Raw genomic sequence first — 19358 nt, forward strand, 5'->3', positions numbered from 1 at the left:
GGATCAGCTCTTCACCAGCAGGCCGCGGCTGCGCAGTACCCGCCGCTCCAGCGGACTGAAGATCAGCAGGTCGATGGCGATACCGACGATCAGGATGAGCAGGATGGCGAGGAAGACCATGGACATGGAACTGGTGTTGCGGCCGTTCTCCAGCAACTGGCCGAGTCCCACGCCCAGGTCGGGGGAGGAGGCGATGATCTCGGCGGCCATCAGGGACCGCCACGAGAACGCCCAGCCCTGCTTCAGGCCGGCCAGGTAGCCGGGCAGCGCGGCCGGCATCACGATGTGCCAGGTGCCCTTCAGCCCGGTCGCCCCGAGCGTGCGGCCCGCCCGCAGGAAGAGCGGCGGCACCTGGTCCACACCGGAGACGAGGCCGTTGGCGATGGAGGGGACCGCGCCCAGCAGGATCACGGCGTACATCATCTGGTTGTTCAGGCCGAGCCAGATCACGGCGGGCGGCACCCAGGCCACCGACGGCAGCGACTGCAGACCGGACAGGATCGGCCCGATCGCGGCCCGCACGAACCGCACCCGTGCCACCACAAGGCCGAGCGGGGTGCCGATGGCCAGCGCCATCAGGAAGCCCAGCAGCCCGCGGGAGACGCTGGTCCAGACGTAGTCGAGCAGCGTGCCCTGCAGCCAGGCCGTGCGCACCTCGCCCCACACGTCCGACGGCGAGGGCAGCTTGCTGGGGTCGTCGACGACGTGGAACGCGACCAGTGCCTGCCACACGGCCAGCACCAGCAGGACGGCGGTGACCGGCGGCACGATCTTCTGTGTGAAGGTCGTGCGCAGCGGCGTACGGCCGGTCTGCACCGTGTCCAGGGCGTCCAGGCCCGCCTCGAGGCCGGCCAGATCGTGACCGTCCTTGACGGCGGGCGTGTCAGTGCTGGCCATGTCGGCGGATCTCCCCACGCAGTTCTTCGGTGATCTCACGGGACAGTTCCGCCACCGCGGCGTCCTCGATGCGGCGCGGCTGCGGGATGTCGACCGTCCACTCGCGCGCGATCCGTCCCGGACGCGACGACAGCAGCACGACGCGCTGCGCGAGCCGCGCCGCCTCCCGCACGTTGTGCGTCACGAAGAGCACGGACAGCCGTGTCTCGTTCCAGATCCGGGTCAGCTCGTCGTGCAGCACGTCCCGGGTGATCGCGTCGAGCGCCGCGAACGGCTCGTCCATCAGCAGCAGGCTGCTGTCCTGCGCGAGCGCGCGGGCCATCGCCACCCGCTGCCGCATACCGCCGGACAGCTCGTGCACCCGCTTGCCGTACGCACCCTGGAGCCGGACCAGCTCCAGCAGTTCCTCCGCACGGCCGCGCCGGCCGGCCTTCGGCACGCCGCGCAGCTTCAGGGCGAGCTCGATGTTCTTGCCCGCGGTCAGCCACGGGAACAGGGCGTGCTCCTGGAACATGAGCGCCGGGCGGCCGTCCGTCGTGATCGTGCCGGACGACGGCCTGTCGAGCCCCGCCACCAGGTTCAGCAGCGTGGACTTGCCGCAGCCCGAGGCCCCCAGCAGGGTGACGAACTCGCCCGGCGCGACATCGAGCGTGATGTCGTCGAGGACGAGCTGCTGCCCGGCGGGGCCGGCGAAGGACTTCGAGACGTGCTCGATGCGCGCGGCGTGCTCCACCGACGTACCGGCGTCGGCGGCCTTGGCGAAGGTCGTGGCCATGGTCGTCACCTCCTGGGAACTGGTCAGGGACTTATGAAGCGGCGCCGAGCCCGGCGTCGGCGACGGTGGCCTCGCCCTGGGCGGCGAGGATCTTGTTCAGCGGGGCGAGGTCGTAGATGCCCTTGAGGACGGGCCGTTCCAGCAGCCCCACCTTCACCGCGTGCTGTGCCTGGGCGTCGAGGGTGGCCGCGAGGGGGTCGTCGGTGATCCGGATCGACTGCCACGCCGGGTCGAGCACCTCGGCCGGCAGGGGCTTTCCGGTGTCCGTCCCGAGCTGCTCGTTCGCCGCGGCCTTCGCCCTGCCGGGGTTGGCGTTGATCCACTTGTTGGTCTCGACGGACGCCCGCAGTACCGCCTCGACGGCCTTCGGGTGCTCCTTGAGGAAGCTCTGCGACACGATGATGTTCGTGATCACGAACTTCTTGTCCGGCCACAGGCCGGCCTCGTCGAGGAGTACCTTCCCGCCTTCGGCGACCAGCTTCGACGCCGTCGGCTCGGGCACCCAGGCGCCGTCGACGGACCCTGACCTGTAGGCGTCCGGCACCACCTTGTTGTCCGTGCGGACCACGGAGACGTCGCCCTCGCCGCTCTGCGCGTCGACCTTCCAGCCCTGCTCGGCGATCCAATTGAGAAACGCCACGTCCTGCGTGTTGCCGAGCTGCGGGGTGCCGATCCGTTTGCCCTTGACGTCCTTCAGGGACTTGATCTTCTCGGGGTTGACCACGAGCTTCACCCCGCCCGACGCCGAACCGCCGATGATCTTCAGGTTCTTGCCGCCCGACTTGATGTACCCGTTGATCGCCGGGGAGGGGCCGATCCAGCCGATGTCGACGGAGCCCGAGTTCAGGGCCTCGATCTCGGAGGGCCCGGCGTTGAAGGTGGCGTACTCGGCCTTGGTGGCGCCGAGTTCCTTCTGGAAGAAGCCCTGCTGCCGGCCGACCAGCGCGGTGGCGTGCGTGAGGTTGCCGAAGTAGCCGATCCGCACGGAGTCCAGACCGTCGATCTTCTTCGCCCCGGCGGCGACCTGGACGGCGTCGTCGTCCTTGGCCTGGGAGCCGTAGCCGCAGGCGGCGAGCGCGAGCAACGGCAGCGCGGCCATCGCCACGAGAGAGCGGCGCAGGGCGGTGGTGGCAGGCACGGGAGGGGTTCCTCTCGGTGTCCCGGCGGTCACGACACCTCAGGTCGTGGCCGGGGGGTCGGCGGGTTTTCGGCGGCGCGCGCGGGGCGCGTACGTCAGCGCACACCTCGCGCGCGTCACGCACATCGCGCCACTCCGCCCTGCCCGCTGCCGAGGGCGCCGCTGCCGACGCGGCCGCCCTCCTTCGCGAAGGACGAGTAGAAGTCGGTCGCGTTCATGGTCAGAAGTCCCACCCGTCGTCCTCGGCCTCGTCCCGGACCGGCTCCGGGGAGGCGAACGACTCGCCGACCATGCCCGCGGTGAGCGTGGTGCCGTCGCTGGGGTCGATCAGGATGAACGAGCCGGTACGACGCGAGTCGGCGTAGGAGTCGACCGGCAGCGGCTCGGCGGTGCGGACCTTCACCCGGCCGATGTCGTTGGCGGCGAGCTGCCCGGGGTGCGGGTGCAGGGACAGGTCGTCCAGGGTGAGCCGGGACGGGATGTCCTTGACGATCGCCTTGACCGTGCGCGTGCCGTGCTTGAGCAGCACCCGGTGGCCGACGGTCAGCGGCTGGTCGGCCACATGGCAGACGGTGGCCTCGATGTCCTGCGTGGTCGGCGGCGCGTCCTTGCTGGGCACGATCAGGTCGCCGCGTGAGATGTCGATGTCGTCCTCCAGCAGGAGGGTGACCGACTGCGTGGTCCAGGCGACGTCGACCGGCGTGCCCAGCAGGTCGATGCCGGAGATCTTCGTGGAACGGCCGGACGGCAGCACGGTGATCTGCTCGCCGACGCGGAAGGTGCCCGCCGCGATCTGGCCCGCGTAGCCCCGGTAGTCCGGGTGCTCGGCGGTCTGCGGCCGGATCACGAACTGCACGGGAAGGCGCGCGTGGCAGTGCGCCAGGTCGTGGCTCACCGGAACGGTCTCCAGGTGCTCCAGGACGGTGGGGCCGCCGTACCAGTCCATGTTCGCGGACGGCTCCACCACGTTGTCGCCGTTCAGCGCGGAGATCGGGATGGCGGTGACCTCGGGGACGCCGAGTTCGGTGGCGTACGCCGTGAACTCCTCGGCGATCCGGCCGAAGACGCTCTCCTCGTAGCCGACGAGATCCATCTTGTTGACCGCGAGGACGACGTGCGGGACGCGCAGGAGGGCGGCGATCGCGGCATGCCGGTGGGTCTGCTCGACGACGCCGTTGCGGGCGTCGACGAGGACGATCGTCAGCTCGGCGGTGGAGGCACCGGTGACCATGTTGCGCGTGTACTGCACGTGCCCCGGGGTGTCCGCCAGGATGAACCGGCGCCGTGGCGTGGCGAAGTAGCGGTACGCGACGTCGATGGTGATGCCCTGCTCGCGCTCGGCGCGCAGGCCGTCCGTCAGCAGCGCGAGGTCCGGGCCCTCCTGGCCGCGGCTCGCCGAGGCGCGCTCCACGGCCTCCAGCTGGTCGGTGAGCACCGACTTGGAGTCGTGCAGCAGCCTGCCGACCAGCGTGGACTTGCCGTCGTCGACCGAGCCGGCGGTGGCGAACCGCAGCAGGGTGGTCGCCGACAACTGCTCGACCGACAGCGTCTCGGTGGGTTCGGTGGTGCTCGTCATGGCTAGAAGTACCCCTCGCGCTTACGGTCTTCCATCGCGGCCTCGGAGAGCTTGTCGTCGGCCCGGGTCGCGCCCCGCTCGGTGAGCCGGGAGGCGGCGATCTCGGTGATCACCTGCTCCAGGGTCCCGGCGTCGGAGTCGACGGCGCCGGTGCAGGACATGTCGCCGACCGTGCGGTAGCGCACCTGCCGCTTCTCGACGGTCTCGCCGTCCCTGGGGCCGCCCCAGTCACCGGCGGTCAGCCACATGCCGTTGCGGGCGAAGACCTCACGCTCGTGGGCGAAGTAGATCTCCGGCAGCTCGATCCCCTCGCGGGCGATGTACTGCCAGACGTCCAGCTCGGTCCAGTTGGACAGCGGGAAGACGCGGACGTGCTCGCCGGGGGCGTGCCGGCCGTTGTACAGGTTCCACAGCTCGGGCCGCTGCCGGCGCGGGTCCCACTGGGAGAACTCGTCGCGCAGCGAGAACACCCGCTCCTTGGCGCGTGCCTTCTCCTCGTCGCGCCGCCCGCCGCCGAACACCGCGTCGAAACGCTCCGCCTGGATCTTCTCCGTCAGCGGCAGCGTCTGCAGGGGGTTGCGCGTCCCGTCCGGACGCTCCTTGAGCACACCGCGGTCGATGTACTCCTGCACGGACGCGACATGCAGCCGCAGACCGTGCCTGGCCACCGTGCGGTCCCGGTAGTCGATGACCTCCGGGAAGTTGTGCCCGGTGTCGACGTGCAGCAGCGAGAAGGGGATCGTGGCCGGCGCGAACGCCTTCAGCGCCAGATGCAGCATGACGATGGAGTCCTTGCCGCCGGAGAACAGGATCACCGGCCGCTCGAACTCGCCCGCCACCTCGCGGAAGATGTGCACCGCCTCGGACTCCAGGGCGTCCAGGTGCGACAGGGCGTACGGGGTCTGCGTCTCCTCGGTCACGGGTGCGACGGTCGTCATGCCAGTCCCCTTTCGGTGAGCAGGGCGTACACCGACGCCGCGGACTCCTGCACGCTCTGGTGCTGCGACTCGATGCGCAGCTCGGGCGAGACGGGCTCCTCGTACGGGTCGTCCACGCCCGTCAGCCCCTTCAGTTCGCCGGCGGCCTGCTTGGCGTACAGCCCTTTCACATCGCGCACGGAGCAGACCTCGACCGGGGTCGCCACGTGCACCTCGACGTAGGCGGTGCCGTTCGTCTCGTGCCGCTTGCGCACCGCGTCGCGGCTGTCGGTGTACGGCGCGATCACCGGCACGAGGGCCTTGACGCCGTTGCGTGCGAGCAACTCGGCGACATAGCCGATGCGCTGCACGTTGGTGTGCCGGTCCTCGCGGGAGAAGCCGAGGCCCGCCGAGATGAACTCGCGGATCTCGTCGCCGTCGAGCACCTCGACCAGGTGGCCCTCGGCGCGCAGCCGGCCGGCCAGCTCGTACGCGATCGTGGTCTTGCCGGCGCTCGGCAGGCCCGTGAGCCAGACGGTGGCTCCGCTCGTCACGTGCTTCTCCCCAGGGGTCGGTGTGGTGGTCGTCATCCGTGCAGCCCGCACTCGGTCTTGGCCCGCCCGGCCCAGCGGCCGGCGCGCGCGTCCTCGCCCGCGAGCACCCGGCGGGTGCAGGGGGCGCAGCCGACGGAGGCGTAGCCGTCCATCAGCAGCGGGTTGGTCAGGACGCCGTGCTCGGCGACGTAGGAGTCCACGTCGTCCTGGGTCCAGCGGGCGATCGGCGAGATCTTGACCTTCCGGCGCTTCTCGTCCCAGCCGACGACGGGGGTGCCCGCGCGCGTGGGGGACTCGTCGCGGCGCAGTCCGGTCGCCCAGGCCGCGTAGTCGGTGAGACCCTCCTCGAGCGGCTTGACCTTGCGCAGGAAGCAGCACAGGTCGGGGTCACGGTCGTGCAGCCTCGGGCCGTACTCGGCGTCCTGCTCGGCGACCGTCTGCGCCGGGGTGAGGGTGAGGACGTTGACGTCCATCACGGCCTCGACGGCGTCCCGGGTGCCGATGGTCTCCTCGAAGTGGTAGCCGGTGTCGAGGAAGACGACGTCGACGCCGGGCATCACACGGGACGCGAGGTGGGCGACCACCGCGTCCTCCATGGAGGAGGTCACGCAGAACCGCTTGCCGAAGGTGTCCGCCGCCCACCGGAGGATCTCCAGCGCGGACGCGTCCTCCAGGTCACGGCCCGCCTGCTCGGCGAGCGCCTTCAGCTCCTCGGTCTCCCGGGTCTGCTGAGCCGTCGTCATATGTCGTCCCCTCCCTTCGTGTCCTGCTGGAGCCCACGCGACAGCAGCCCGAGGAACTTCAGCTGGAACGCGCGGTTGCACGCCGCGCACTCCCATGCGCCGTGGCCCTGCTCGCTCGGACGCAGGTCCTCGTCGCCGCAGTAGGGGCAGTAGAAAGGTGCGGCACGCTCACTCATGGGGCATCCTTCGTCTCGCTCGCCGCGCTCACGAAAGGGCCTCCTCGGAGGCGCGGGCCGCCCAGGTCGCGAACCGCTCGCCGTCCTCGCGCTCCGCCTGGAAGCGCCTCAGGACGCGCTCGACGTAGTCGGGCAGTTCCTGGGAGGTGACCTTCAGGCCACGCACCTTGCGGCCGAAGCCGGCCTCCAGGCCGAGCGCGCCGCCGAGGTGCACCTGGAAGCCCTCGACCTGCTCGCCCTGCTCGTTCGTGACCAGCTGGCCCTTGAGACCGATGTCCGCGACCTGGATACGGGCGCAGGCGTTCGGGCAGCCGTTGATGTTGATGGTGATCGGCTCGTCGAAGTCCGGGATCCGGCGCTCCAGTTCGTCGATCAGCAAGGCGCCGCGCGCCTTGGTCTCGACGATGGCGAGCTTGCAGAACTCGATGCCGGTGCAGGCCATCGTGCCGCGCCGGAACGAGGACGGGCTGACCGTGAGGTCCAGCGCCTCCAGTGCCTCGACGAGAGAGCCGACCTGCGACTCGTCGACGTCCAGCACGATCATCTTCTGCTCCACCGTGGTGCGGACCCGGCCCGAGCCGTGCGCCTCCGCGACCTCGGCGATCTTCGTCAGCGTGGCGCCGTCGACGCGGCCGACCCGCGGTGCGAAACCGACGTAGAAGCGGCCGTCCTTCTGCCGGTGCACCCCGACGTGGTCGCGCCAGCGCTCCACGGGCTGCGCGGGCGCGGGGCCGTCGGTCAGCCTGCGCCCCAGGTACTCGTCCTCCAGCACCTGGCGGAACTTCTCCGCGCCCCAGTCGGCGACCAGGAACTTCAGGCGGGCGCGGGTGCGCAGCCGCCGGTAGCCGTAGTCACGGAAGATCGAGATGACGCCCTCGTAGACGTCCGGCACCTCGTCCAGCGGGACCCAGGCGCCCAGCCGGACGCCGATCTTCGGGTTGGTGGACAGGCCGCCGCCGACCCACAGATCGAAGCCGGGGCCGTGCTCGGGGTGGGTCACGCCGACGAAGGCGACGTCGTTGATCTCGTGCGCCACGTCCAGCAGCGGCGAGCCCGAGACCGCGGACTTGAACTTACGGGGCAGGTTGGAGAAGTCCTTGTTGCCGATGATCCGGCGGTGGATCTCCTCGATCGCCGGGGTGCCGTCGATGATCTCGTCGGCGGCGATACCGGCGACGGGCGAGCCGAGGATCACGCGGGGCGTGTCACCGCAGGCCTCGGTGGTGGACAGGCCGACCGCCTCCAGCCGGTTCCAGATCTCGGGCACGTCCTCGATCCGGATCCAGTGGTATTGGACGTTCTGCCGGTCGGTGATGTCGGCCGTGCCGCGCGCGTACTCCTGCGAGATCTCACCGATCACCCGCAGCTGCTCGGTGGTGAGCCTGCCGCCGTCGATGCGGACGCGGAGCATGAAGTACTCGTCGTCCAGCTCCTCCGGCTCCAGGATCGCGGTCTTGCCGCCGTCGATCCCGGGCTTGCGCTGCGTGTACAGGCCCCACCAGCGCATACGGCCGCGCAGGTCGTTCGGGTCGATCGAGGCGAAGCCGCGCTTGGAGTAGATCGTCTCAATGCGTGTCCGCACATTGAGACCGTCGTCGTCCTTCTTGAACTGTTCGTTGCCGTTGAGCGGGGTGAAGTGACCCACGGCCCACTGACCCTCACCGCGGTGACGGCTCACCTTGCGGCGGGGAGTCGCGGCAGCAGGGTTCTGCGGGTTGGCGGCCATGGTTCTACGTCCTTCGGGACAGGCGGAAAGCGGCACTGACCTGCGCGTACGGGCACATGCGGGCATGCGGGCGCAGCGTTGCGCAGGGGCAGACGAAGCGGGGGATCGGCGTTGCCGGAGCGGACTCAGCTCGCCGGACAGATGGCGCTGGACATGCGGCCGAGGTCGACGTGCCGCCGACTCACCAAGGCAATTCCAGTTCCAGACATGACGGAAGCGTGTCACGGCGTTCTGGACACAGTCCAGCTTTATCCAAAATGTGGACACCCTTGTCCCGGAATATGGAACAAGGGTGTCGTCGGTCACATGGCGCGAACGCCGTCTTGTCCGGGCAGGTCAGCCAGGGTACGCACCGGGCCACGGGCCGGGCGTCGCGATCTCCGGCTCCTCCTCGACCTTGGTGTCGAACAACTTGAAGCCGCGCCGCAGGTAGTTGTCCATCGCGTGCGCACCGTCCTTGCTGCAGGTGTGCAGCCACACCCGCTTCGTCGCGGCCAGCCCCGGCCATCGGTCCGCGAGATCCCACGCGCGGGCGGCGCCGTACGACAGCAGATGACCGCCGACGCCCCGGCCGCGGAAGGCGGGGATCAGCCCGAAGTAGACGATCTCCACGACCCCGTCGTCCTGCGGCTGAAGCTCCACATAGCCGGCGGGAGTGCCCCGGTCGTAGGCCACCCAGGTCTCCACCCCGGGCTGCTCCAGGTGCTCCTGCCAGCGCGCGTACGGCCAGCCCAGCCGGTCGGTCCAGCGGATGTCCCCGCCCACGGAGGCGTACAGGAAGCGGCTGAACTCGGGGGAGGGCACCTCGGCGCGGGCGATCCGCACGTCGCCCTGCGGCGCCGCGGCCGGGAGCAGGTCGGACGGGGCGGTCTGCTCCAGGGACCAGGTGGTCACGGGGATGTTCGTCATGCCCGTCAGGGAATCATCTAGCCCAGCGCCCTGTCGATCGCGGCCAGCGGCAGGGAGAACAGCATGCGTCCCGACTGCGACCAGACCTCGCCGCTCTCCTCCCAGTAGGAGAGGGACTGCGCGGGGCCGCTCCAGCACAGATACGTCTCGTCCGTGCCGCACCGGGCCGCCCGCGCGCCGTCGCCGTCCTGACGCCACAGGGTCCCGTGCTCCCCGGCCGCGCGGGCCAGGTACCAGCGGGAGTGGTGGGCGAGCACACCCCGGACCCCGGCCGCCTTCGTCTCGTACACCTCCCGCGGTTCCGTGCCGAGCAGGCCGGCGCCGGAGGGGTCGTCGTCCAGCGCGTAGCGCCACAGGCGGGTGGGCCGGTCGGCGTCCGCCGGGACCGACTCGCTCGCCACCAGGCTGTCGGGCGTGGTGCTGCGGTCGAGGGAGAGCGCGCCGATCCGGGCACCGGACAGCCGGTACGAGCGGACGGCGGGCAGGGTGTACCGGTCGCCACGCGCAGGCGGCGCGGTCGCGGCTGAGTCGGTGGAGACGCGCCGGATGCGGTCCAGGTCGTAGACGTACAGGCCGCGCCCGTCGGCCGCGGTGACGAGCAGCTTGTCCTGGTACCAGACCATGCCGGACAGCGCCGAGACGAGCGGCCGGCCGGCGGGCTCCCCGCGCGCGGGGACGGTGAGCGTCACCCAGGTGTAGGTGAGGTGGTCCGGATCGCCGGCGTCGACGAAGGCGACCCGGGAGTGGCCGCGCTGGTCGCTCCAGCCGGAGAGGATCACCCGGTTCGCGCCCCACCGGCCGTCGTCGTCGGCGTCACCCGAGGTGGTCACCGCCCCGGTCCGCCAGCTCCCGGTGCCGGTCTCGTCCCAGCAGTGCGCCCGGGTGGCCGCGGGCGCCACGGGCAGCGCGGAGCGGTCGGCGCCGGGGCAGTCGGCCGCGGTACGCAGGCTGCGGTCGGCGTCCGCGAGGACGGCGGCGACGCCGACCGGCCGGGCCGGGCCGTCGGCCGCGGCCCCCGCGAGTGGCTCCTCGCTCAGACGCAGATCACCCAGGGAGGCAGGGGAGCTTATGGGCTTCAGGGCACCCGGATCCGTGCCGGAGGTGGCCTGGGAGGCGCTGATCAGGGTGGCGGCGCCGGTGAGCGCGAGAGCGGTCCCGGCCAGGAACGCCCGCAGCGCCTGGCCCCGCTTGCGTCGGCGGTGTCTGCCGCGTTGCTTCATCTGTCCTCCCGAGGTGGGCCAACTGCGCCTGTCGATCCGTGCGTTGCCCTGGGAGCAGGTGGGGTGGCCCGGTAGGGGATGCTACGTCAGGTACGGCGGACCGGGGACGAAGACCCCGTAAATATGCGGAAGAAGCCCTCGGATACGGGAAAGTCGCCAACGGATGTACGGCGACGGCATACCCTGGTGTCACGGTGTGTAACCTCACCCCGGCTCAGGGCACGGCCGAGGCGGTCCGCGTCCGGACCACCGCCGGGGCGTCGGAGTGCGGCAGGAGGTCGGACGGTTCGGGTGGCAGGATCATCTGGACCTCGGCGTCGTCGCGGAAACGATACGGACGGTGTTCCAGGATTCCGCCGAGGTACCGCCGTACCCGCGACATCTCGGCGCGCACCGTCACCGTGCGGCGCGGGTCGCCGAAGACGTCCGCGGCGAGCTGCGCGGCGGTGCGGCCGCCCCGGTGCTCGGCCAGCAGGAACAGCAACTCGGCGTGCCGGGGACTCGGTTCATGGGTCCAGGAGCCGGCGCTGCCCGACACCGTCACCGTCCAGCGGCGCGGCTGCCCGAGGTCCAGCACGATCCGCGTGGCGCCGGACGGCAGCGGCTCGTCGGCGGGGCGCAGCAGCCAGCCCTCGGCAAGCGGTTCCACGGCGCATGGCCCGAGGGCGGGCAGGGCGTGGTACCCCGGCGCCAGCTCCTTGGGCAGTGCCACCCGGCCCGTGTACGGCATCCCCGTCACCGCCGCCGTCCAGCCCTCCCGGTCGACCACCAGCGCGCGTCCGGCCAGCCGGGCCAGCGCCGGGGCGGCCACCGCGCGCAGCCGCTCCAGCGCGCTCAGATGCAGCTCCCGCAGCCGCGCCTCGGCGAGTTTGGCCACCGAGTCGACCCAGGCGAGGGTGGCCGGATGCATCGTCTCCAGCGGCCCGCTGACGTCCACCACCCCGATCAGCCGGCCGTCGCGCGGATCGGTGATGGGGGCACCCGCACACGTCCACGAGGCCTGGGAACGGACGAAGTGCTCGGCGCCGGAGACCTGAACGGGCCGCCGTACCACCGCCGGTGTCCCGACGCCGTTGGTGCCGACGGTGTTCTCCCGCCAGTCGGCGCCGAGCAGGAATCCCAGCCCGTCCGCCTTGCGCAGCACCGCGGAACTGCCCTCGCGCCACAGCACCCTGCCCTCCGGGTCGGCGATCACCATGATGTGCTGGGCGGTGTCCGCGACCGAGACCAGGCCTTCTCTCAGCACCGGAAGCACATGCCGCAGCCGCGAGTCCTCACGCCGCCGCAGGACCTCCTCCGGCGGCAGCAGACCGGATCTGAAGTCGTGCTCCGGGTCCACCCCGCTGCGCAGCATGCGTCCCCAGGACTCCCCGATCACCGGGCGGGGGGCGAGGTGCGGGCTCCGGCCGGAGAGGGCGGCGTCGCGCAGGGCGCTGAGCATCCGAGCGGCCCGTGGCGCGTCGACGGCGGCCAGGTGCGTGACATTCATAGGCGACCGCGGCACTGAGGTCCTCCCCCGGGTTCACACTGATGTGCGACCGGCTGTCAAGGCCTGGTGGCGTCGCTTTCCGGTCGCGTCCTGCTGGTGTGTTCCATACTGCCGCCCGCCGATGACGGAGGGATGCAGTCCGGTCAGAGACACCAGAAAGTTGCAACCCCTTGCAACCCTGGTGAACCGCCCCCCGGTGTTTGAAACTTGAGCGACGTCGCCCGTGTGGCGCGCATGGCCTCAACGGGCCGGCAGGGGCAGGGGTGGTGCCGTGTCGGCGCAGCACCACCCCTGTCGGCGCGCGGTGCCGCGGGTCACGGACACAAGCTTTCGCGAGCTACGGACGCAAGACGGCGTACGCGCTTTCCAAGCTCCGGGGCCGTCGTACCCGCGTCAGGAAACCGGCCGCGCCCGTTCCACCACCGACGCCAGATCCAGCGTGTGCGGCAGAGTCCCGAACGCGTGCCCCCAGTCGCCGCCCAGTCGCGACCCGCAGAACGCGTCGGCGACCTCCGGCGGCGCGTACCGCACGAGCAGCGCGCCCTGGAGCACCAGCGCGATGCGCTCGACCACACGCCGCGCACGGGCCTCGACGCCCTCCAGATCCGCCAGTTCGGTCAGCAGGTTCTTGATCGCGGCATCCAGCCGGTGGTCGGCGCCGCGCGCCCGTCCGACCTCCTGGAGGAAGGCGTTGAGGGCCTCCGGCTCGCGTTGCAGCGCGCGCAGCACGTCCAGCGCCTGGACGTTGCCCGCGCCCTCCCAGATCGAGTTCAGCGGCGACTCGCGCACCAGCCGTGGCAGCCCCGACTCCTCGACATAGCCGTTCCCGCCCAGGCACTCGGCCGCCTCCACCGTCACCGGCGTGCAGCGCTTGGTCACCCAGTACTTGGCGGCCGGCACCGCCAGCCGCAAGAACGCCCGCTCCTGCTCGCCCCCGTCGTCGTACGCGGCGGCGAGACGCAGCCCGAGCGTGGTCGCGGCCTCCGACTCCAGGGCCAGATCGGCCAGGACGTTGCGCATCAGCGCCTTGTCGGTCAGCTTCCCGCCGAACGCCTCCCGGTACGTGCAGTGGTGGATCGCCTGCGCGACCGCCTGCCGCATCAGTCCCGCCGAGCCGAGCACGCAGTCGAGCCGGGTCGCGGCGACCATCTCGATGATGGTCCGCACCCCGCGCCCCTCCTCGCCGACCCGGCGTGCCCAGGTACCGTCGAACTCGACCTCGCTGGAGGCGTTGGAACGATTGCCCAGCTTCTCCTTCAGCCGCTGGAGCAGGAACACGTTCCGGCTGCCGTCCGCGAGGACCCGCGGCACCAGGAAGCAGGTCAGCCCGCCCGGGGCCTGGGCCAGCACCAGGAACCCGTCCGACATCGGAGCCGAGCAGAACCACTTGTGCCCCGTCAGCTCGTACGTCCCGTCCTGCGCGAGCGGCCGGGCGACGGTGGTGTTGGCACGGACGTCGCTGCCGCCCTGCTTCTCCGTCATGCCCATCCCGAACAGCACCCCGGCCTTCTGCTCGGCGGGCCGCAGATCACGGTCGTAGATCACGGACGTGAGCCGGGGCTCCCACTCGGCGGCGAGGTCCGGGTCCGTGCGCAGGGCGGGCACGGCGGCGTGGGTCATGGACAGCGGGCAGCCGTTGCCGGCCTCGACCTGCGACCACATCAGGAATCCGGCGGCCCGCCGCACATGCCCGGCCGGCCGCGTCCAGGCCGCGGTCAGGCCGGCGGCGACGCCCTTGCCGAGCAGCCGGTGCCAGGACGGATGGAACTCGACCTCGTCGACACGGTGGCCGTAGCGGTCGTGGGTGCGCAGTCTCGGCGGATTCTCGTTGGCGAGCACCCCCCACTCCTGCACCTGTGCCGACCCGCACGTGCGGCCGAGCGCCGACAGCTCGTCCAGGACGTCGTCGAGCAGGTCCGGGACGACGTGCCGTTCGACGGCGTCGGCAAGGGCGCGGTCGGCGCCGAAGACGTCGTGTCCGACGAGCGGCGGGGCCTGGTTGGTCACGGTGTGGGTGCTGCCTGCCATGTCTCGGAACCTACCCCGAGGTACCGGGGTGGTCACCCCGGGGACGGGGCGCCGTCGGCCACCGTCCCACCAGGGTGAACCGCGACCGTCGCGGCGGATACCTTTGGGTCGTGCAGCCAGCAAGTGACATCCCCGAGCCCTCCGGTCGCCTCCACCGGGCGCGTGCCCTCTACCGGAACGTCTCCAAGCGCAGGACCGCCTGGCTGCTGCTGAAGGACACCGTCAACTCCTGCATCGAGTACCGCATCCTCGGCCTGGCCGCCGAGGCCGCCTTCTTCACGTTGCTGTCGGTGCCGCCGCTGCTGCTCAGCCTGATCGGCCTGCTCGGCTACGTCGACGACTGGACCGGCACCGACACCATCTCCAGTCTGGAGACCAACATCCTGGAGGCCTCCCGCACGGTCCTGTCCGACCAGGGCGTCAACCAGATCGCACGGCCGATCCTGGACGACGTGATGCGGGGCGGGCGGCCGGACGTCATCTCCATAGGCTTCCTGTTCGCGCTGTGGTCGGGCTCCCGGGCGGTGAACGTCTTCATCGACACGATCACCGTCATGTACGGCCTCGACGGGGTCCGGGGCATCGTCAAGACCCGGCTGGTGGCGTTCCTGCTGTTCATCGCGGCCCTGCTGATCGGCTCGGTGGCGCTGCCGCTGATGGTGGCGGGCCCGGACGCGGTGGTGCGGATCGTGCCGTGGTCGACGACCGTGGTGCAGGTCCTGTACTGGCCCGTGGTGATCGTCCTGTCGATCGTCTTCCTGACGACGCTGTACCACGTCTCCGTCCCGGTCCGTTCCCCGTGGGTCGAGGACGTACCGGGCGCGCTCGTGGCCCTCGCCATGTGGGTGCTCGGCAGCTTCCTGCTGCGTATCTACCTCACCAGCACCATCGAGGGCGCGACGATCTACGGCTCGCTGGCCGCCGCCGTCGCCGTGATGCTGTGGATCGGCGTGTCCGCGTTCGCCGTGCTGGTCGGCGCCGCCGTCAACGCGGCGATCGACCGGGTCTGGCCGGCCGCCGCGACGGCCGCCGCCCGCGCCGCCAACGAGCGGCTGCGCGAGGCGCAGGTCGCCGAGTACGTCGCCCGCGCCGCCGCGGCCCGCGACGCCGACCCCGACCCGGACGACCCCGACATGCCCTCGGAGTTCCCCGAACGCTGGTCCCGCTTCCTGCCGCCGGAGGATGTGACGGCACGGCTGCGGACGCAGGTGAAGAGCTCGCACAACGCGAGCAACAGCGGGAGCCACAACGCGAGCAACAACGCGACGAACAGCGGGACGAACAACGCGACCGGCAACGCGACGAACAACGCGTCGCAGCACTCCTCGCAGAACGCCGCGCAGAACCCGGCGCGCAACGGGACCGTGGAGCGCGGGGAGGAACCGCCGGGGGAGAGGTGAGGCAGGCCTCGCGGAGGCCGCCGCTCACGCCGCCCAGGTGCCCGCCGCCGCGGCCTCGGTGGCGAACGCCGTGAAGTCCCTCGGCTCGCGGCCCAGCACCCGCCGGACCCCGTCCGAGAGGTGTGCGTTGCGGCCGTCCAGGAGGGTCTCGAAGACGTCCACCAGCAGCTCCACCACCTCGGGCGGCTCCCCGAAGGCGGCCAGCCGCGCGCCGTACTCCTGCGCGGGCACCGGGCGGTACGTCAGCTCGCGCCCCGCCGCCCGCCCGACCTCCGCCACCGCTTCCCCGAAGGTCAGCAGCCGGGGCCCCGACACGTCGATGCCCTGCCCCAGGTAGCGGTCCCCGGCCGTCAGCGTGGCCACCACCACGTCCGCGACGTCCCGCAGGTCGACGAACGGCTCCCGCACCGCTCCACCCGGGAACACCAGCTCCCCGCCCAGCCGCAGCCCCTCCACCAGCGGCCCCTCGCTGAAGTTCTGCATGAACCAGGCGGACCGTACGACCGTCCAGTCCGCCCCCGACTCCCGCAGCGCCTCCTCGGTGGGCCGCGCCTGCACCTCGCCGCGCGCCGACAGCAGCACCAGCCGCCGTACGCCGAGCGCGACCGCCTCGTGCGCGAGCAGCCCGACCGCGCGCGTGGCCTCGGGAGAACCGACGTCACCGGGGTGGACGAGGTACGCGGCGTCGGCGCCCCGCAGCGCCGGCGCCCACGTGGACCGGTCGGTCCAGTCGAAGCCCTCGGCGCGGGAGGCCGGGCGCACCGTCAGCCCCGCCGCCTGCGCGGCCCGCGCCACCCGGCTGCCCGTGCGGCCGGAGGCTCCGGTCACCAGCACTGTCATGTCCGTTTTCCGCGTCATGCCTCCAGTGAACTGCCGTGGCGCCGCGGAGCCCATCACTGAACGGCTCATTCCCCTGCGTGCGCGTCTACGCTGACGCCATGGACCCACTCGCAACCCTGCTGGAGGGCCCACGGGCACGGGGCGCCTTCATGATCCGGGCGTGTTTCGACCCGCCCTGGGCCGTGCGGGTCGAGGACCGGGCACCGCTGACCGTGATGCTGATGGTGCGCGGCGGCGCCTGGATCGTCCCGGACACGGGCGAGCCGGTGCGGCTGCGGGCCGGCGATCTCGCCGTCGCGCGCGGCCCGGCCCCGTACACCTGTGGCGACGACCCCGGCACGGTGCCGCAGGCGCTGATCCTGCCGGGCGGCGAGTGCCACCATCCCGACGGCAGGCCCCTGGGCGGCCGGATGGACCTGGGCGTGCGTACCTGGGGCGACCGGCTCGACGGCTCCGCGGTGATGCTGATCGGCACCTACCTCTGGCAGGGCGAGATCAGCGGGCGGCTGCTCGACGCGCTGCCCCCGCTGCTGTCGCTGACCTCGGACGTCTGGGACTGCCCGCTCACCCCGTTCCTCATGGAGGAGGTCGTGCGGGACGAACCGGGACAGGAGGTCGTGCTGGACCGGCTCCTGGACCTGCTGGTCATTGCCGCGCTGCGGGCCTGGTTCTCGCGGCCCGGCGCCGAGGCCCCCGCCTGGTACCGGGCGCAGGCCGACCCGGTCGTCGGCCGCGTGCTGCGCCTGCTCCAGGACGATCCCGCGCATCCGTGGACGGTGGCATCGCTGGCCGCCAAGGCCGGGGTGTCCCGGGCCGCGCTCGCCCGCCGGTTCACCGGACTGGTGGGCGAACCCCCGATGACGTACCTCACCGGCTGGCGCCTGGCCCTCGCCGCCGACCGCCTGCGCGACAGCGACGACACCCTGGAGTCGATAGCCCGCCGGGTCGGATACGGCAGCGCCTTCGCCCTCTCCAACGCCTTCAAGCGGGTGTACGGGGTGAGCCCGCAGGAGCATCGCACGCGGGGACGCGTGGTGGGAGTGGGCGTGGTGCGTGGCGCGGGGCCGGCCCCGGGGTACCCCGCGACGCGGGCGGAGCACGATCCGGGCCCGGCGGCGTAGCGTGGCCGGCGTGTACGTGGAGCGGGCGTCGCGGTTGGCCGGGGCGGTGGTGTGGACGAACACCCCGCAGCCCGGCGCCGGCCCGGGGCGGGTGCTGCCCGACGGGTGCATGGACCTGCTCTGGCACGAAGGGCGGCTGCTCGTCGCGGGCCCGGACACCCACGCGCAGCGCACGGACGGCAGCGGCGGCAGCTGGGCGGGCGTCCGCTTCTTCCCGGGCACCGCGCCCACCTTCCTGGGCCTGCCCGCGTACGAGGTCCGCGACCGGCGCGTCGAACTCGCCGATCTCTGGCCGGCCGCGCGGGTACGCCTGCTCACCGCGCGTGTGGACGCGGCCTCCGGTCCCGCACGCGGCCTGGAGGAGCTGGCGCTGGCCCTCGCGGCCGACGCGGATCCCCCGGACCCGCTGCTGCGACGGATCGTCACGGCGCTGGACGCGGGCCGGCCGGTCGCCGCGACGGCCGAAGAACTCGGCCTCGGTGCACGTCAGTTGCACCGCCGTGCGCTGACCGCCTTCGGATACGGCCCGAAGACCCTGGCCCGCGTGCTGCGCCTGCAACGGGCCCTCGCCCTCGCACGGAGCGGCATGCCGCTCGCCGGGACGGCCGTGGCGGCCGGCTACGCGGACCAGCCGCATCTGGCGCGGGAGGTCAGGGACCTGACGGGTGCCACCCCGGCCGGGCTACTCGGCGGCGGCTGACGGCAGCGGGGCGAACAGGTCGACACCGTTGCCGTCCGGGTCGTTCACGACGGCGTACCGCTGGCCCCAGAAGGCGTCCCACGGCTTGAGCTCGCCGTGGTACCCGGCGCCCACCAGCTCCTCGTACACCGCGTCGACCTCGCCCGGCCCGTCGCACAGCATCGCGAGCGAGGACCGGCCGCCCCCGGTGGGCGGCTGCCACCCGGCGTGGAAGGACCGCACGCTCTCCTCCGTGTCCAGCAACAGCCGCAAGCCGCCCGGCAATCCGGCCTCCGCGTGCGGCTGCCGCTCCACCCCCTGCGGGAACGCGAATCCCAGGCGGCGGTAGAAGGCGACGGAGGCGGCCATGTCCGAGACGACCAGGCCGATGGCATCGAATCGTGGAGTCATGGGGCCCACGGTAGGCAGCGGCGGCCGCAACGGTCTTGAAGAAAACGGACAGGCCCGGTGCCGCGGGGCACCCGCTCAGTCGAACCGCACCGGCCCCCTCGGCGTGTCCACCGTGAACGACAGCCCCACCGGCCCCTTCCCGAGCGGCAGTTCGGTGTCCAGGGCGGCCAGTAGCGGGCGGATCTCGGCGGGGTCGGGGGCCGTGGCTGCCAGGGACAGCAGGGGCGTGACGGGAAGACCGGTCGCCGTGGGGTGGCGTGTGGCGCCCCAGTCGATGAGGAAGGGGACCAGCCCGGAGGGGTGGGCGGCCGCGCCGTCGGTCAGCCGCCAGCGCAGCACGGTGCCGTCGGGAGCGCGGCGGCTCATCGCCTGCGGCGCTCCCGGGTCGTAGCCCCGCGCCCGCGCCGCCGCCACCGCCGCGTCCAGGTCGGGCGGGCTGATCGCCCAGGTCAGCGTGCGGGGCGTGGGCAGCTCGTCGACACCGAAAGGTCCCGGTCCGCCGGGCGTGGACTGCTCGGGATCCGGGCCGATGATCTCCAGGTAACCGGTTCCGCCCAGACCGACCAGGTAGTTGCGGGTGCCGAGATCCACGTGCGAACCGCCGGCGACCGGTGTCACACCGGTGCGCCGCGTGAACTCCGCGACCGTCGCCGCCAGATCCGGGGTCGCGAGGACGAGGTGGTCGAGATGTGCGGGAATCGTGTTCATCCCCGCCGAGGCTACGCAACCCGCTCGGCTGTGTGGAACACCTGTGCGGCA

The 19358-nt window shown here is 72.0% G+C and carries 20 protein-coding genes; 3 read left to right on the forward strand and 17 right to left on the reverse strand.

The annotated features are described in order from the left end of the window. Positions 1-3 precede the first annotated feature (3 nt). From ACIHCM_RS11480 to ACIHCM_RS11545, 14 genes are all read right to left on the reverse strand, one after another. Positions 4-897 carry an ABC transporter permease gene (locus tag ACIHCM_RS11480; protein ID WP_399892774.1) on the reverse strand — a complete coding sequence of 298 codons (894 nt, stop codon included), beginning with the start codon at positions 895-897 and terminating at the stop codon, positions 4-6. Then, positions 884-1672 carry an ABC transporter ATP-binding protein gene (locus ACIHCM_RS11485; RefSeq protein WP_399892777.1) on the reverse strand — a complete coding sequence of 263 codons (789 nt, stop codon included), beginning with the start codon at positions 1670-1672 and terminating at the stop codon, positions 884-886. The genes ACIHCM_RS11480 and ACIHCM_RS11485 overlap by 14 nt, the downstream gene beginning before the upstream one ends. A 31-nt stretch (positions 1673-1703) precedes the next feature. Next, complete coding sequence (locus ACIHCM_RS11490) at positions 1704-2810, reverse strand: aliphatic sulfonate ABC transporter substrate-binding protein (protein ID WP_399892781.1); 1107 nt, start codon at positions 2808-2810, stop codon at positions 1704-1706. A 220-nt stretch (positions 2811-3030) separates the two neighbouring features. Further along, positions 3031-4386 carry a sulfate adenylyltransferase subunit 1 gene (locus tag ACIHCM_RS11495; RefSeq protein WP_399892784.1) on the reverse strand — a complete coding sequence of 452 codons (1356 nt, stop codon included), beginning with the start codon at positions 4384-4386 and terminating at the stop codon, positions 3031-3033. A gap of 2 nt (positions 4387-4388) precedes the next feature. Beyond that, on the reverse strand, positions 4389-5324 hold the full coding sequence (gene cysD, locus ACIHCM_RS11500; protein WP_399892787.1) for a sulfate adenylyltransferase subunit CysD: 936 nt from the start codon (positions 5322-5324) through the stop codon (positions 4389-4391). Next, a complete protein-coding gene (cysC, locus tag ACIHCM_RS11505) occupies positions 5321-5857 on the reverse strand; it encodes an adenylyl-sulfate kinase (protein ID WP_399892790.1) in 537 nt (178 codons plus the stop codon). Before cysC ends, cysD begins: the two co-directional genes overlap by 4 nt. 32 nt (positions 5858-5889) lie before the next feature. Continuing rightward, positions 5890-6600: a phosphoadenylyl-sulfate reductase gene (locus ACIHCM_RS11510; RefSeq protein WP_399892793.1), complete on the reverse strand. Its 711-nt coding sequence runs from the start codon at positions 6598-6600 to the stop codon at positions 5890-5892. Beyond that, a complete protein-coding gene (locus ACIHCM_RS11515) occupies positions 6597-6776 on the reverse strand; it encodes a hypothetical protein (protein WP_399892795.1) in 180 nt (59 codons plus the stop codon). Before ACIHCM_RS11515 ends, ACIHCM_RS11510 begins: the two co-directional genes overlap by 4 nt. A gap of 28 nt (positions 6777-6804) precedes the next feature. Beyond that, positions 6805-8502 carry a nitrite/sulfite reductase gene (locus ACIHCM_RS11520; RefSeq protein WP_399892798.1) on the reverse strand — a complete coding sequence of 566 codons (1698 nt, stop codon included), beginning with the start codon at positions 8500-8502 and terminating at the stop codon, positions 6805-6807. A gap of 125 nt (positions 8503-8627) precedes the next feature. Continuing rightward, positions 8628-8711: a putative leader peptide gene (locus ACIHCM_RS11525; protein ID WP_309486338.1), complete on the reverse strand. Its 84-nt coding sequence runs from the start codon at positions 8709-8711 to the stop codon at positions 8628-8630. Positions 8712-8838: 127 nt separating this feature from the next. Beyond that, positions 8839-9411, reverse strand: coding sequence for a GNAT family N-acetyltransferase (locus ACIHCM_RS11530; protein ID WP_399892801.1), 573 nt, complete (start codon positions 9409-9411; stop codon positions 8839-8841). Between the two features lie 17 nt (positions 9412-9428). Continuing rightward, entirely contained in the window at positions 9429-10631 is a 1203-nt protein-coding gene (locus tag ACIHCM_RS11535) for a hypothetical protein (protein ID WP_399892804.1), read from the reverse strand. 214 nt (positions 10632-10845) lie between these two features. Continuing rightward, the gene (locus ACIHCM_RS11540) at positions 10846-12135 is read right to left on the reverse strand and encodes a GAF domain-containing protein (protein ID WP_399892807.1); all 1290 of its coding nucleotides are present in this window, start codon (positions 12133-12135) and stop codon (positions 10846-10848) included. A 378-nt stretch (positions 12136-12513) separates the two neighbouring features. Continuing rightward, positions 12514-14148 carry an acyl-CoA dehydrogenase family protein gene (locus ACIHCM_RS11545; protein WP_399892810.1) on the reverse strand — a complete coding sequence of 545 codons (1635 nt, stop codon included), beginning with the start codon at positions 14146-14148 and terminating at the stop codon, positions 12514-12516. A gap of 110 nt (positions 14149-14258) precedes the next feature. Here ACIHCM_RS11545 and ACIHCM_RS11550 point away from each other — a divergent pair, with 110 nt between their 5' ends. Then, positions 14259-15548 carry a YihY/virulence factor BrkB family protein gene (locus tag ACIHCM_RS11550; protein WP_399892813.1) on the forward strand — a complete coding sequence of 430 codons (1290 nt, stop codon included), beginning with the start codon at positions 14259-14261 and terminating at the stop codon, positions 15546-15548. 24 nt (positions 15549-15572) lie between these two features. On the opposite strand, the gene ACIHCM_RS11555 is transcribed toward ACIHCM_RS11550, so the two are convergent. Then, entirely contained in the window at positions 15573-16406 is an 834-nt protein-coding gene (locus tag ACIHCM_RS11555) for an NAD(P)H-binding protein (RefSeq protein ID WP_399892816.1), read from the reverse strand. Between the two features lie 80 nt (positions 16407-16486). Between ACIHCM_RS11555 and ACIHCM_RS11560 the strand changes: the two genes are divergently transcribed. Beyond that, entirely contained in the window at positions 16487-17509 is a 1023-nt protein-coding gene (locus tag ACIHCM_RS11560) for a cupin domain-containing protein (RefSeq protein ID WP_399892819.1), read from the forward strand. 10 nt (positions 17510-17519) lie between these two features. After that, positions 17520-18209 (forward strand): helix-turn-helix domain-containing protein, encoded by a 690-nt coding sequence (locus ACIHCM_RS11565; RefSeq protein WP_399892822.1) that lies wholly within the window; start codon positions 17520-17522, stop codon positions 18207-18209. On the opposite strand, the gene ACIHCM_RS11570 is transcribed toward ACIHCM_RS11565, so the two are convergent. Continuing rightward, positions 18192-18599, reverse strand: a complete 408-nt coding sequence (locus ACIHCM_RS11570) for a VOC family protein (RefSeq protein ID WP_399892824.1) — start codon at positions 18597-18599, stop codon at positions 18192-18194. The genes ACIHCM_RS11565 and ACIHCM_RS11570 overlap by 18 nt on opposite strands. A gap of 75 nt (positions 18600-18674) precedes the next feature. Beyond that, positions 18675-19307 carry a VOC family protein gene (locus ACIHCM_RS11575; RefSeq protein ID WP_399892827.1) on the reverse strand — a complete coding sequence of 211 codons (633 nt, stop codon included), beginning with the start codon at positions 19305-19307 and terminating at the stop codon, positions 18675-18677. Positions 19308-19358: the final 51 nt, after the last annotated feature.

The organism is Streptomyces sp. NPDC052023, assembly GCF_044548465.1.
Classification (GTDB): domain Bacteria; phylum Actinomycetota; class Actinomycetes; order Streptomycetales; family Streptomycetaceae; genus Streptomyces.

What these genes read in the sequence shown, in the direction of transcription:
- cysD (WP_399892787.1), bottom strand. Translation starts at nt 5,324, where the DNA reads ATGACGACCGTCGCACCCGTGACCGAGGAGACGCAGACCCCGTACGCC.
- ACIHCM_RS11525 (WP_309486338.1), bottom strand. Translation starts at nt 8,711, where the DNA reads ATGTCTGGAACTGGAATTGCCTTGGTGAGTCGGCGGCACGTCGACCTC.
- ACIHCM_RS11485 (WP_399892777.1), bottom strand. Translation starts at nt 1,672, where the DNA reads ATGGCCACGACCTTCGCCAAGGCCGCCGACGCCGGTACGTCGGTGGAG.
- ACIHCM_RS11555 (WP_399892816.1), bottom strand. Translation starts at nt 16,406, where the DNA reads ATGACGCGGAAAACGGACATGACAGTGCTGGTGACCGGAGCCTCCGGC.
- ACIHCM_RS11530 (WP_399892801.1), bottom strand. Translation starts at nt 9,411, where the DNA reads ATGACGAACATCCCCGTGACCACCTGGTCCCTGGAGCAGACCGCCCCG.
- ACIHCM_RS11480 (WP_399892774.1), bottom strand. Translation starts at nt 897, where the DNA reads ATGGCCAGCACTGACACGCCCGCCGTCAAGGACGGTCACGATCTGGCC.
- ACIHCM_RS11560 (WP_399892819.1), top strand. Translation starts at nt 16,487, where the DNA reads ATGGACCCACTCGCAACCCTGCTGGAGGGCCCACGGGCACGGGGCGCC.
- ACIHCM_RS11515 (WP_399892795.1), bottom strand. Translation starts at nt 6,776, where the DNA reads ATGAGTGAGCGTGCCGCACCTTTCTACTGCCCCTACTGCGGCGACGAG.
- ACIHCM_RS11545 (WP_399892810.1), bottom strand. Translation starts at nt 14,148, where the DNA reads ATGGCAGGCAGCACCCACACCGTGACCAACCAGGCCCCGCCGCTCGTC.
- ACIHCM_RS11510 (WP_399892793.1), bottom strand. Translation starts at nt 6,600, where the DNA reads ATGACGACGGCTCAGCAGACCCGGGAGACCGAGGAGCTGAAGGCGCTC.
- ACIHCM_RS11495 (WP_399892784.1), bottom strand. Translation starts at nt 4,386, where the DNA reads ATGACGAGCACCACCGAACCCACCGAGACGCTGTCGGTCGAGCAGTTG.
- ACIHCM_RS11520 (WP_399892798.1), bottom strand. Translation starts at nt 8,502, where the DNA reads ATGGCCGCCAACCCGCAGAACCCTGCTGCCGCGACTCCCCGCCGCAAG.
- ACIHCM_RS11570 (WP_399892824.1), bottom strand. Translation starts at nt 18,599, where the DNA reads ATGACTCCACGATTCGATGCCATCGGCCTGGTCGTCTCGGACATGGCC.
- ACIHCM_RS11575 (WP_399892827.1), bottom strand. Translation starts at nt 19,307, where the DNA reads ATGAACACGATTCCCGCACATCTCGACCACCTCGTCCTCGCGACCCCG.
- ACIHCM_RS11535 (WP_399892804.1), bottom strand. Translation starts at nt 10,631, where the DNA reads ATGAAGCAACGCGGCAGACACCGCCGACGCAAGCGGGGCCAGGCGCTG.